A 13444-nucleotide genomic window follows, 5' to 3' on the forward strand; every position below is an offset into this window, starting at 1 on the left:
GATTATGTTTACAGGCATTATTGAAAGTTTAGGTAAAGTAGAAAGCCTGCAAAGTGTGGGCGGTGATGTACGTTTGCGTATTCAGACAGATTTAGATATGTCAGATGTGCATTTGGGGGATTCAATTGCCACCAATGGTATTTGCCTGACTGTGATCGAGTGGGGCGACAATTGGTATGCCGCAGATGTGTCCCGTGAAAGTTTGAACCGTACCACTTTAGGCACATGGAAAGTGGGTCAGCCTGTCAATGTCGAAAAAGCCATGTTGCCGACCACACGTTTTGGTGGACATATCGTAAGTGGCCATGTTGATGCAGTCGGTGAAATTACGCTGGTACGTGAAGATGCACGTTCAATTTACTATGAAGTGACTGCACCTGCAGAAATTGCCAAATATTTGGCAGAAAAAGGTTCGGTGACCGTCGATGGCATCAGCCTGACCATTAACCATTTACGCGGCAGTGTTATCAGTCTGAATTTAATTCCACACACGGCAGAGCGTACCAATATTGGCACATGGAAAGTTGGCAGCAAGGTCAATTTAGAAGTGGATGTCTTGGCGCGTTATATTGAGCGTTTGCTCTTGGGTGATAAAGCTGCAGAAACTACGCAGCAATCTAAAATTAGCATGGAATTCTTGGCTGAAAATGGCTTTTTAAAATAAGCACAGAGCCGAATGAAATTTAAACAGTCTGATTGAAAAATTAGACTGTTTTTTTGTTTTTAGGGATAATTAAAAAGATAAAGATGTTTTTTTCATCATAAACACCCCTTTGGTTTAATGTAGATGATTGATTTTTTAATGAATTTGGAACACTGGCTGCCATTATTACTCGATAATTATGGTCTGTGGATCTATGCCATTTTGTTTCTGATTATTTTTGCAGAAACAGGTTCTGTGTTCATGTTCTTTTTACCAGGCGATAGTTTGCTGATCGCAATTGGTGCCTTGTGTTCCACCACCGATGTGGTGCATTTGCACTATATGGGGATTTTACTTTTTGTCGCTGCGGTCTTGGGATATAGCGTCAACTATTACACTGGACGAATTCTAGGGGTGAAGTATTTTCATCAACATTCACGTTATTTCAAACCTGAATATATTGTCAAAACCAACCATTATTTTATGAAACATGGTGGCAAAACTATTTTAATGGCGCGTTTTATACCGTTTGTTCGTTCATTTGCACCATTTGCTGCAGGGTCAGGGCACATGCCTTTGGCGACCTTTAGTTTTTATAATGTGGTGGGTGCTGCCGTATGGATTTTTTCTTTAATGGCAATAGGTTATGGCTTGGGTAATATTTTGTCTTGGTTGGGTGATTGGATTTAAATTCCTCATTTTTCTATTTTCTTCTTCTAAATCCACCGCGATAACTAAAAAAGTGGATTGATGGCCACAAAAAAAGCCCACCGTGTGGACTTTTGATATTGTTCAGTTTTAGTGTTTGGTGACAATTAATTCTGTGCCACCCAAGCGCGGGCTAAAAGTATCGTTACTTTGAATTGAAAACTCACCCTTTTCCGCTTCTTTAGACAAGTACATGCTTAATGATTGGAAATCTGCACGACTGATCCATAAATCCTGAGCACGAATACTCCACTGTTCGCCCGCATTAAGATGGTCGATTTTGCCTGAAATTTTCGTCAAGATATCCATTTGAAACCCATGATTACAAAAGTCATTTAAAGGAGATAAAAGTTGAGAATTCAACTTTTTCTGGATGATTATCATGTGACAAAATTATTTCATTTTGATGACATTGGGTTTAAGACTTTGGGCTAATTGGGGATAAAAAGTAAAATTATTCTTTAGAAAAATTTGAATTTTTTAAGATATAGTCAATTTCTTCTTGGGCTGCAGCATGTAGTCGCGCACGAAAGATCGTTACCGCCTGCTCAATTTGAGTTTCGGCTTCTAGCTCTAAACGCAAACGTACACTTTCAAGTTCAGAAACAATTTGATCATCACTTACCGCAGTTGCGGCTTGATTAAAAGTCACTGCAGGTAATTCAGGATTTTGCTCATAACGTGCAGTATAGTTTGAAATTTCCTGATCCAGACTTTGACGCATCAACTCAAGTGCTTGAGTTTGTTCTGCAAAGCGTTGCGCTTCATCTTGCTGTAGCTGTGCAGCATAAGCGGCTTGTTCTGCACGTTGCTGTTCTAATTTGAGTTCGAGTGCCAATTGGCGACGTTGCCGTGCTTCTTCAATCAAACGTGCTTTCAGGTCAGCATAGGCTTGTTCAATTTTTTCCTGTGATTGTTGCTGAGCGCGCTGATCTTCTGCAATCCAGTTGTGTAATTGCGTTTCAGGTTGCAAGACCTCACAAATTCGATGCAGATCATCCATAAATGTCTGGCGCACAGCCTGAGGCGCGGTTAACCAGCGCTGTTTAAAATCTGAGCCGACATTTAAAGTCACCGCATCTCTCCTTATTTTGAGCAGTATTTTTAAAAAAACGTTTTAAAATTAAAGCTTAAACGTCTGTGGTTCTATGCCCAAACGTCGATATTGTTTAAATTTTTCACGTCCAAGCACTTTAGCTGCTTCGTGATTTTCAATAATCTCAATAATGTGACTAAATTTTGCATAGGCTTCAAGTGCCTGACTGTTAAAATTAAACACAATCCAGTCCGATTGCTGCGGTAATTCGGCAGAAATACATACGCTGGCCTGTGTTTGGTTAATGCCATGTGGAATAAAGCTGCTGGCATCAAAACTCCACAGACGCTCATCCAATATTTGCTGTAACTCTGGATCAGGGCAATGCAGCCAAATGCGTGCCTGCTGCCGCAAAATTTTGCGGCATAAACGGCAAGTGCTTTCCACTTGCCGTTCAGGACTTTTTTCAAACAAATAAAAGCTAACTTTAGCCATTATTGCTTGCACGTTGTGCGAGGAACTGCATCAATAACGGTACAGGACGACCTGTTGCGCCTTTATTGCTGCCTGAATTCCATGCAGTGCCTGCAATGTCTAGATGCGCCCAGCGATAGTCACGGGTAAAGCGTTGCAAGAAGCATGCTGCAGTAACTGAACCTGCTTTAGGCCCACCAATATTGCCAATATCGGCAAATGGTGAATCCAGTTGTTCTTGGTAATCGTCAATCACGGGCATACGCCATACACGGTCAAATGCAGTGTGTCCCGCAGCATCCAATTCCGCCGCAAGTTCATCATCTGGGGTAAACATGCCTGTCAGTACCGAACCGAGTGCAACCACGCAAGCGCCTGTTAAAGTCGCAATATCAATCACCAAAGCAGGGTTGAAGCGTTTCACATAGGTTAGGGTATCGCACAGCACCAAACGACCTTCGGCATCGGTATTTAAAATTTCGATGGTTTGGCCGCTCATACTGGTCACAATATCACCCGGGCGAGTGGCTTTGCCTGACGGCATATTTTCTGCAGCGGCAATCGTGCCGACCACATGGATAGGTAAACGTGCTTCACACAGCGCGCGCATGGTGCCTAAAACTGAAGCAGAACCACACATATCAAATTTCATTTCATCCATCCCTAAGCCGGGTTTGAGTGAAATGCCGCCTGTATCAAAGGTGATGCCTTTACCAACCAATACCACAGGTGCTTCATCACGCTGTGCTTGGTATTCGAGGCTAATGATGCGTCCTGGACGGTCTGAACCCTGACTGACTGCAAGGAAAGCACCCATGCCCAATTCCGCTATTTCTGCTTCATCTAAAATGGTGACTTTGAGTAGGTCTGGATATTCTGCCGCAAGTGCTTGGGCTTGTTCTGCCAAATATTCAGGGAAACAAATGTTGCCCGGACGGTTGCCCAAGTCGCGTGCCATGTTTTGCCCCGATTGCATGGCTTCAATCAATTGAAGTTGATCTGCGCTGAGTGGGCTGTTATTGGCAATGAAATGGATTTGTTCAAGCTGAAATTCATTCTTTTTGCTTTTGTATTCATCAAAAGCATAGGCTGCTTGGGTCAGGCTGAGTGCAAATACATAATGCAGCTCGCTAGGCAGGGCAGACAAGTCAATGCTGATCTGTTTAAATTTTTTTTGTGAAGATTTGATAATGCTTTGTGCAATTTTTGCCAGCTTTGCGGCTGGTAATTCTTCGGTTTTACCCAAACCGATCAGGTTGCTATTGGCGCATTCAGCAACGCTAGCCACCAAACTTAAACTTTCATTAAAGCCTGCTTTAAATTGTGTCGCTTGAATAATGCTGTCTAAATCCTTGATTTGATAAGCAGCAGTTGCCTGTGGCACCTGTTCTGCAGCCACTAAAATTGACAAAGATTCACTCGCGCTGTGTTCTTGGAATGCGGGACTTAAGCTAAATTTAATCACTGGATTTTATGCCTATCTAAATGTGCAAACTATGCAACCATTGAAACATTTTTATGCGTCGAGTTTCAATGTATAACAAGGCGATAGGTTTTATATTTTCAACATTCAGGTAAACTAACGCGAATTGGATTCCCTCACATTTTGGAAGAAATAATTTGATTATTCGGCGTTATTTGGTCAAGCAAGTTGTGTCGACATCCTTGGTTGTGATTGCCTTACTGACCTTGATCATGATGGGTGGTCGACTGATCAAGTATTTTGGCGTAGCCGCGCAAGGGCGTTTGGATGCGAGTATTTTATTCAGCATCATTGGCTATCGCTTGCCTGAATTTTTGACGCTGATTTTACCTTTAGGTTTCTTTATTGGTCTGATGCTGGTCTTTGGTCGTTTATATGTCGATCATGAAATGGCAGTGCTCAACAGTAGTGGTGTGAGTCGACATCAGTTGGCACGTTTATTGGTACCTATGACGTTGGTGTTTCTGATTGTGCAAGGCTTTTTGATGCTGTGGGCATCGCCTTGGGGGATTCGTCAGTTTGAAGCACTGACCACTAGTCAGGCGGTGCGTACAGGTTTTGATTTGGTGCGACCCAAAGAATTTATTTCTTCGGGGCCATACACCATTTATGCAGGCGATTTATCTGAAGACCGTAAAAACCTGAAAGATATTTTCTTCTATCAACGGGCTGAAAAAGCAGGCCGCCCAGATGTGATGATTTTAGCCAAAGAGGCCACACGGGTAGAACTGGAAAATGATCCTGCCAATGTGGTGGATTTGGTTGAAGGTCGCCGTTATGAAATATTCCCAGGCACAGCCAAATATTCCCAGGCAGAATTCCAAAGTTATCGTTTACGTTTAGAAAATGACAAAGAAGCCAAATTTGAAAGTGCTGAAGTCGAAGCTTTAACCACGTCACAACTCTGGGAAAACCGTGAAGACCCTGTGGTGGCCAGTGAGCTAGGTTGGCGTATTTTTGTGCCGTTTGCAATTGTGGTGGCGCTGTTTTTAGCAGTGGCATTATCAGAAGTGAGTCCACGGCAGGGACGTTATTTAAAACTATTTCCAGCTTTGTTAATTTTCGCCAGTTTGATTGTGGCACTGATGGCAGTTAAAACTCGTGTTAGCAAGGAAGAGATGGGCATGATTGCTTATCCGTTGGTGTTGTTGGCTTATGCGATTGCGGCAGCCTTGTTCTCGCGTAAACAAAAATTGGCACCTAAAATTAAGCAGCAAATTCAGCGAGTGAGGTCTTAAGATGTTGGCACGTCGTATAGTTGCAAAACACGTTACCAAGACCACAGCACTGGCTATGTTTGGTGCAACGGCAATTTTGTCTGGTTTGCAGGTGTTGTTTACCTATTTGGGCGAATTGGGTTCACTTAATGAAAACTATAGTGCATGGCAGGCATTGCTGTATGTATTGTGGGGTGCGCCAAATTATCTCTATGAAATTTTGCCGATTTCTGCCTTGATTGGCGCAGTGTTAGGCTTGGGTACGTTGGCATCCAACAGCGAATTGATTGTGATGCGTTCTGCAGGGATTAGCCTGTGGCGTATTGTGGGATGGGTGATTCGTTCCGCCATGGTATTGGTACTGCTGTCTTTTGTGCTCAGTGAATGGGTGATTCCATACACCAATGAACAAGCCAAAAGTGTTAAAAGTCACCGTAGCGTCGCTGAGCTGGGTGAAGTTCGTGGCTATTGGTCGCGCGAAGGCAATCGTTTTATTTATATTGACTACGCCAATGCCCAAGGGCAGCTCAAAAATGTACAAGTGGTCGATTTTGATGATAATTATCGCTTGCGTGGTACATTGTCTGCAGATCAGGGACAGTTTGTTAAAGACGGTAGTTGGTTGCTCAATCAAACTGAACAGATGGATATTTTGCAGGCGGGCAACGCGACTTTAGCTAAAAACAGCGAACAGGCTTTGGCTTTAGCATTGCAACCGAAATATGTGCACATGGTCACCATCGACCCTGAAGATTTATCCCCAAGTCAATTGGTCAGTTTCATGAGTTATATGCATGAATACAGCCAAGTACCCAAAACCTACCAACTGGCGTTCTGGCAAAAACTTGGTGCACCCTTTGCGCTGATTGCTTTGGTGGTGATTGCTTGCTCCTTTATTTTTGGGCCGTTACGTCAGCAATCTATGGGTTTCCGTTTGGTGATTGCTTTATTTGTCGGCTTAACCTTCTTTTATTTACAGGATTTCTTGGGCTATGCCAGCTTGGTCTATGCACCATCGCCTGCGTGGTTCGTATTTATTCCTATTATTCTGATGTTTGTCATCGGCGGTTACTTACTGCATCGTGCGCGTTAAGTGCGGGCCGATGCTGCTGCTTTTTCCGTATGATTGGGTAAACCTATCTGAATCAGTGGCGGAAACCATCTTCTGAACATAGAGTCTTGACGCAAAATTCGTTAAGATAGCATGATTAATTTGTAGACGAAAAAAGAGTATTGATTATGGCGGATGCAACTGCTGGCAAAATCCCTCACGTATTGGTGATTATGGATGGTGTGGGTCATCGCGAAGCGGTCGAAGACAACGCGTTTTTAGCAGCGAAACGACCAAATTTGACTGCTATGCAGGAAAAGCATCCGCATGGTTTGATCTCTGGTTCAGGTGAAGATGTGGGCTTGCCAGATGGTCAAATGGGTAACTCTGAAGTTGGTCACATGAACTTGGGTGCAGGACGTGTGTTGTACCAAGACTTTACCCGTATTACCAAAGACATTCGTACAGGCGCTTTCTTTGAACATGAAGTGTTGGTCGATGCGGTAGAAAAAGCCAAAGCAGCCAACGGTGCAGTGCATCTGCTTGGTTTATTGTCTGAAGGCGGTGTGCATTCGCATGAAGATCATATCGTGGCGATGGCAGAATTGGCATTAAAACGTGGTGCAAAAGTTTATCTACATGCCTTTTTAGATGGCCGTGATACGCCACCAAAAAGCGCGCAGCCTTCTTTGGAAAAACTGGACGCATTATTTGCACAATATCCAAATCAAGGTCGTATTGCCAGCCTGATTGGTCGCTACTATGCGATGGATCGTGACAACCGTTGGGATCGTGTAGAACAAGCCTATCGTCTACTTACCGAAGGTGAGGCAGTACGCACTGCGGCAACTGCGGTTGAAGGCTTGGCAGCGGCTTATGCGGCAGATGAAAGCGACGAGTTTGTTAAAGCCACCCGTATTGGTGAAATTGCCAAAATTCAAGATGGCGACAGCGTGGTGTTTATGAACTTCCGTGCTGACCGTGCACGTGAATTGACCAAAGCCTTTGTGGAACAGGACTTTGCTGGTTTTGAGCGTAAAGTTGTGCCGCAACTGTCTAAATTTGTGATGTTGACCCGTTATCAAGCCAGCATTGCTGCGCCTGTGGCGTATATGCCAGAAGATTTGAAAAATTCAATTGGTGAGTACTTGTCAGACTTGGGTAAAACCCAGTTGCGTATTGCCGAAACTGAAAAATATGCACACGTGACCTTCTTCTTTAGTGGTGGCCGTGAAGATGAATATCCGGGTGAAAAACGCATCCTGATTCCATCGCCAAATGTGGCAACTTATGACTTAAAACCAGAAATGAGTGCTTATGAAGTGACCGATGAACTGGTTGCTGCAATCAATTCAGGTGAGTATGACTTGTTGGTGGTGAACTATGCCAATGGCGATATGGTCGGTCACACAGGCGTCTTTGATGCTGCAGTGAAAGCGGTTGAAGCAGTCGATACCTGCTTGGGTCGTGTCTATGAAGCGGTGATGGCGAAACAGGGTCACATGATTATTACTGCTGACCATGGTAACGTCGAACAAATGCAAGACTATGACAGTGGTCAGGTACACACGCAACATACCACTGAATTGGTGCCATTCATTTATGTAGGCCCAACACAGGCGAGTATTGCAGAAGGTGGTGTGTTGGCAGACGTTGCGCCAACTTTACTGAATTTGATGCAATTGCCTGTCCCTGCAGACATGCAAGGTCGTAACTTAATTTGCCTACAGGCATAACCCCAGACTGGTGATGGAATGACGGCTCACAAAATTTATGCATTGGCATTGACGACATTGCTGTTGTGGACTGGTCATTCCCAGACTTGGGCTGCACCTGATGAATTAGAACTGGATGGGCCAACACAGGCACAGGATTATGTAGATGTGCCTGTCGAGTCGATTCAGGAGTTTGTACAAATTTATGGCATTGTCAAAGACAACTACGTGACTGAAAAAAGTGACGATGCCTTGTTTCAGCAAGCCATTCGTGGCTTGGTGAGCGGTTTAGACCGCTATTCACGCTATTTAACCGCAGAAGAATATAAACAGCTTCTACAATATACCGAAGGCGATTTGGCTTCGGTCGATTTTAATTTACGTTATGAAATGGCCCAGCAGCAATGGGTGATTCAGAACTTAAATACCGATGCAGACTCTGCCAAACAAGGACTGCGTAATGGCGATAGTCTGTTCAAAATTGATGATCAGGAATTAAGAAAACTCACTGCAGAGCAGGTCAATAATTTACTCACAGGTTCAGTAGGTTCAACCTTAAGTGTGCAGCGTGCGGCCAATCAGCCCTCTATGTTATTGGTGCGCAATAAAAAAGTGGAAACTGATATTCAGGCACAAATGCTTCCGAATCAGGTCTTGTTGCTTAAAGTTCGCGTATTTCAGCAAGATACCGCCAACGAAATCAAACGCTTAATTGAAGAACATAGTACACCACGTTTAAGAGCTGTATTGATTGACTTGCGTAATAACCCGGGGGGCTTGTTGTCTGCTGCAGTGGAATCTGCCGATTTATTTCTAAATCAGGGTGTGATTGTATCAACCAAAAGCCGTTCTGAAGGCGATCAGCAATTTCAGGCATTACCAAGTTTTGAATTTCAAAATTTAAAAGTAGGGGTGCTGATTAATCAGCGTTCGGCTTCGGCCGCAGAGGTCTTTACTGCTGCTTTGAAAGATCACGCACGAGCTTGGGTCATGGGTGAAAAAAGCTATGGCAAAGGTGTGGTACAGAAGCTGTTTCCTCTCAGCGATGGTTCAGCCTTGCAAATGACGGTTTCGCATTACTACACCCCACGCGATCAAATGATTGAAGGCGTAGGGATTCAGCCGAATCAGCAATATATCCAAACTGCAGAGATGAAAGAGGATGCCTATTTAGAGCATGTGGCAAACTTGTTGCTCAGTCGCCGTTAATACGATCATTGGTCATTCACAAATTACAACGCATACAGTTTGAAGATGAATAGTGCTTATTCATCTTCAGTATCAAGCCCAAATTTTTTCAAACGATAACGTAAAGAACGGAAAGACATCCCCAGTTTTTTTGCGGCTAAGGTGCGGTTCCAGTGGGTTAGATTCAGGGCATTCAGTAAAATATCTTTTTCCACTTTTTCTAAATAAGCTTCTAAACCTTCTTCTGGCAGTTTACGTCCTGTTGGCATCGCATCTGACATGAGTGCGTTATTTGTGTCTGAGGATAGTGGAGTCTCCGCGCTAGTTTCCATACTAAACTGTCGTAAAGGCGCAGTTTGTAGGTGTTGTAAGTCAATGACAGCATCATCACTCAGGGTCATGGCGCGTTCAATAATATTGCGTAATTCACGCACGTTGCCAGGATAGTATTGTTCCAGTAAAAATTGCTGGGCCCGTGGGGTGAGCTGTTTAGCAGGAATATCCCATTCTTGTGCGACTTTTTGAATGAAGTGATCTGCCAGTAATAAAATATCTTGTTCACGTTCACGCAGGGCAGGCAAAACCAAATCCATCACATGAATACGGAAAAATAAATCCTGACGGAAACGTCCTTGCTGAACCAAACTTTCTAAGTCTTGATGACTGGCACTGATCACACGAAAATCGACATCAATTTCGGTGTCTGAACCGACAGGACGAATCCGTTTTTCCTGAACCGCACGCAGCAGTTTGACTTGCATACTCAGTGGCAACTCGGCTATTTCATCTAAGAACAAGCTGCCACCATGTGCAGATTGAATCAAACCCTGTTTGTCTTGGGTTGCGCCTGTAAAGCTGCCTTTTTTATGCCCAAACAGCTCGCTTTCCATGAGTTCGGTGGGGATTGCACCACAGTTAATTGCAATAAATGGTCCTTCGTTGCGATTACTTAAACGGTGAACCAAATTGGCGACAACTTCTTTCCCCGTACCTGATTCGCCTGTAATAAATACAGGCGCTTGCGAGCGCGCAATTTTTTTGATGGTGCTGCGCAATTGCTGAATAGGCAAAGATTGCCCAATCAACATTTTATATTCAAGCTGATCTTGGCTGTGATGATCGGTGGTGTCGAAAGGTTTATTCAGTGCTTTTTCAAGGAGTTGCTGTAAATGTATTTGATTGACAGGCTTGCTGACAAAGTCAAATGCACCTGCTTTTAAAGCAGCAATCGCAATATCCATATTGCCGTAAGCGGTCAATACGGCAACAGGCACATTCGGATATTGTTCGGAAATCCATTCAACCAGTTGCAAGCCATTGCCATCGGGCAGGTTTAAGTCGGTTAAGCAAGCATCGTACTGATGTTCTGCCAATAACTGCTTGGCTTGCACTAAACGATACGCGACATGGGTTTGAATCCCCATACGTGCCAAAGTCATCTGCATGAGGGTACAAAGGTCTTCTTCGTCATCGACCAATAAAACCAAAGGTTGAACAGCGTGCATATTTTCCCCAAAACCACACAAAATTAAATCAAAACCACAGCAACAAGATTGATCCAATATCAATCGCGTTTATTCAATGGCACGTAGACATTTCATCCTGAAACATGCGCCTTGTTCTTGTTCTATATAGCTCAGCTTGGCTTGATTCGCCTCGCAAAAACTATGCGATAGATACAATCCTAAACCAGTTCCATTGATTTCGGTACTGAAAAATGGCTGGAACAGATAGAGGAGATCTTGACTGGCGACACCTGCACCAAAATCCCGCACATCAATATAAATATAAGTTGTTTGCGGGTAGACCGTAATCTCAATGGGCTGCTGTGCAGCATTGTGTCGAATGGCGTTACGAATCAGGTTAATCAGCACTTGGCGAAACTGTGATTCATCAAACTGGATGCTCAGTGGTTCGGTCAGTGTAAGCTGAATTTGACTCGCTGCATCAGGTAAATCTTCCTGAATGAATTGTGGCAAAAATTGATTGAGCTGAATCGCGACAGGCGTGGTTTGTTTATTTTTGACCATACTCAGCGTGTCGTGAATAATCTTATCAATCCGTGTCGCTTGTTTGCTGATCATGTCCGACAGCAATTGTTGCTGTGCAGCATCACTGCCTGTAAATAAATTGTTGGCTTGTACAATGGCTGCCAACGGGTTGCGAATTTCGTGCGCAATACTGGCAGAGAGTTGTCCTAAGGCGGCTAATTTGAGTTGCTGGACTTGCTGATTGATTTTACGTCCATCCTGCAGCGCCAATAAAGTCAGCGTTTGATGTGGCACTTTGAGTTTTTGTACCTGAATATGCACATGAAAATGACTTAGTTGCGACTCGAATTGAAATTTTTCTCCATCTTGCAATTGATCAAATTTGAACAGATCAAATAAATCGGGCTGAATTTTATACAATGGATAGGTCGCGTGCGCATATTTAGGATGAATCCCCAACAGATGACAGGCTGCAGGGTTGCTGAGGACGACATGGCAATTTTCATCTAAAACCAAATAGCCCATTTCGGTTTGTTCTAAAATATAACGGTTGATATTTTGTAGGCGGTTTAATTCCAAAGATTGCGAAAAATTTAGATTTTCTAAAATTTGGAAACGCCGTACTGCAATACGTCCACTGCCATAAACCACCCAAAATAAAAATGCCAATAGCGCACTTTGACCAATATTATTTAGCGATGAAAAGTCCAGCAAACTCCCAACAAAGTGTTGGTAAATCACCATAATCATCGCGATGAGGGTAATGGCTAAGGCTTTACGCTTTTGCAGCAAGAGAGAGGCTGCAAAAATCGTGATCACAAACAGCAGACTTAAATATAAATTAGGGCCATCACTGGCAAAAGTCAGGCTACTCAGCGCGATAATATCGACTGCAAAAAACAGGGTCAGTTGTTGCGTGCTTTTAAAAGGAATATATTTATAGCTGATCAGTTGCAGGCAGCTAAAAATAAAATAGCAGACCAAGGTATACAGATATAAACCCGGGTGCTGATATTGTGTGCCAAGCTGCTGAAAGGTGAGCAGGGTAATCAGCAGCAAACAAAAGGCAATCAGCAGTCGGTAAGTACCATACCACATGCCAAGATGATACTGATTTAACTCAGAATGTTGTTTTAAATCTGGCATATCGTAAAGGTCTTATTTGTGCATCAACAGCGTTGAAAATTTAGGGTTTAATCAGTCCATAACGAATGGCAAGGTGAGTCAGTTTGACATCACTATCAATATTTAATTTTTCAAAAATACGGTAACGATAGGTATTTACGGTTTTTACACTGACAAACAACTTATCGGCAATTTCCTGTGCGCTAATACAATTCACCACCATCATCGCCACTTGCATTTCACGTTCTGAAAGACTATCAAAAGGCGATTGTTGTGTGTCAGATAAGTATGAACTTGCCAGTTGTTCGGCAATGTCGGCACTGAAGTATTTACCGCCCTGCATGACTTTTTTAATGGCACGTACCATTTCACTGACAGGTGCGCCTTTGGTGATATAGCCTTTTGCACCTGCTTTCAGCAATAAAGAAGGGTAGGGTTCTTCTGCCAAACCACTCACCGCCAAGACCTTAGTGTCTGGTGCAGTTTGCAATAGACGACGTGTGGTTTCTACGCCTCCAATCCCAGGCATGTTCACATCTAACAACACCACATTGGGATGATGCTGACGCACTAAGGTAATCGCTTCTTCACCCGATTCAGCTTGTCCAATCACCTGCACATCGGCATGGTCTTCGAGCATACGGCAAATCCCAGTACGTACCAATTCATGATCGTCGACTACTAAAACTGTGATCACCTACACTCTCCCTTTGAAAAAATCATCTTTTTTGTTACATAAAGCAAAATTAGCTTGCAATGAAACGACAAAATTAGCAATGCTATTCTTAATCTAGAATGAAAAGTTCTGCACAA

General features: G+C 43.4%; 13 protein-coding genes. 6 read left to right on the top strand and 7 right to left on the bottom strand.

The genetic code is table 11. From position 1 onward, the window contains the following. Window positions 1-4 precede the first annotated feature (4 nt). Window positions 5-664, top strand: coding sequence for a riboflavin synthase (locus tag FTT91_RS09280; RefSeq protein ID WP_104852910.1), 660 nt, complete (start codon window positions 5-7; stop codon window positions 662-664). Window positions 665-787: 123 nt separating this feature from the next. Beyond that, the gene (locus tag FTT91_RS09285) at window positions 788-1333 is read left to right on the top strand and encodes a VTT domain-containing protein (RefSeq protein WP_004975673.1); all 546 of its coding nucleotides are present in this window, start codon (window positions 788-790) and stop codon (window positions 1331-1333) included. A gap of 108 nt (window positions 1334-1441) precedes the next feature. Here FTT91_RS09285 and FTT91_RS09290 read toward each other — a convergent pair whose 3' ends face one another. The 4 genes from FTT91_RS09290 to FTT91_RS09305 form a co-directional block, all read right to left on the bottom strand. Further along, the gene (locus tag FTT91_RS09290) at window positions 1442-1660 is read right to left on the bottom strand and encodes a hypothetical protein (protein WP_096901968.1); all 219 of its coding nucleotides are present in this window, start codon (window positions 1658-1660) and stop codon (window positions 1442-1444) included. A gap of 145 nt (window positions 1661-1805) precedes the next feature. Next, on the bottom strand, window positions 1806-2426 hold the full coding sequence (locus FTT91_RS09295) for a hypothetical protein (protein ID WP_004975677.1): 621 nt from the start codon (window positions 2424-2426) through the stop codon (window positions 1806-1808). Window positions 2427-2474: 48 nt separating this feature from the next. Then, the gene (locus FTT91_RS09300; protein WP_131260997.1) at window positions 2475-2882 is read right to left on the bottom strand and encodes a DNA polymerase III subunit chi; all 408 of its coding nucleotides are present in this window, start codon (window positions 2880-2882) and stop codon (window positions 2475-2477) included. Continuing rightward, window positions 2875-4323, bottom strand: a complete 1449-nt coding sequence (locus FTT91_RS09305) for a leucyl aminopeptidase (RefSeq protein ID WP_180037725.1) — start codon at window positions 4321-4323, stop codon at window positions 2875-2877. The genes FTT91_RS09300 and FTT91_RS09305 overlap by 8 nt, the downstream gene beginning before the upstream one ends. A 158-nt stretch (window positions 4324-4481) precedes the next feature. Here FTT91_RS09305 and lptF point away from each other — a divergent pair, with 158 nt between their 5' ends. The 4 genes from lptF (at window position 4482) to FTT91_RS09325 (ending at window position 9536) form a co-directional block, all read left to right on the top strand. Further along, complete coding sequence (lptF, locus tag FTT91_RS09310) at window positions 4482-5582, top strand: LPS export ABC transporter permease LptF (RefSeq protein ID WP_168418364.1); 1101 nt, start codon at window positions 4482-4484, stop codon at window positions 5580-5582. Window position 5583: 1 nt separating this feature from the next. After that, window positions 5584-6654: an LPS export ABC transporter permease LptG gene (lptG, locus tag FTT91_RS09315; protein WP_004975683.1), complete on the top strand. Its 1071-nt coding sequence runs from the start codon at window positions 5584-5586 to the stop codon at window positions 6652-6654. Between the two features lie 146 nt (window positions 6655-6800). Next, window positions 6801-8348: a 2,3-bisphosphoglycerate-independent phosphoglycerate mutase gene (gpmI, locus tag FTT91_RS09320; protein ID WP_180169305.1), complete on the top strand. Its 1548-nt coding sequence runs from the start codon at window positions 6801-6803 to the stop codon at window positions 8346-8348. 18 nt (window positions 8349-8366) lie between these two features. Further along, window positions 8367-9536, top strand: coding sequence for a S41 family peptidase (locus FTT91_RS09325; protein WP_180169306.1), 1170 nt, complete (start codon window positions 8367-8369; stop codon window positions 9534-9536). Between the two features lie 56 nt (window positions 9537-9592). Here the strand turns inward: FTT91_RS09325 and FTT91_RS09330 are convergent, their stop codons facing one another. The 3 genes from FTT91_RS09330 to FTT91_RS09340 form a co-directional block, all read right to left on the bottom strand. Next, window positions 9593-11020, bottom strand: coding sequence for a sigma-54 dependent transcriptional regulator (locus tag FTT91_RS09330; RefSeq protein WP_180169307.1), 1428 nt, complete (start codon window positions 11018-11020; stop codon window positions 9593-9595). 69 nt (window positions 11021-11089) lie between these two features. Continuing rightward, on the bottom strand, window positions 11090-12652 hold the full coding sequence (locus FTT91_RS09335; RefSeq protein ID WP_180169308.1) for a PAS domain-containing sensor histidine kinase: 1563 nt from the start codon (window positions 12650-12652) through the stop codon (window positions 11090-11092). A 40-nt stretch (window positions 12653-12692) separates the two neighbouring features. After that, window positions 12693-13328, bottom strand: a complete 636-nt coding sequence (locus FTT91_RS09340; RefSeq protein WP_004975702.1) for a response regulator — start codon at window positions 13326-13328, stop codon at window positions 12693-12695. Window positions 13329-13444: the final 116 nt, after the last annotated feature.

Source organism: Acinetobacter sp. YH12021, assembly GCF_013420145.1.
GTDB classification, from domain to species: Bacteria; Pseudomonadota; Gammaproteobacteria; order Pseudomonadales; family Moraxellaceae; genus Acinetobacter; species Acinetobacter towneri.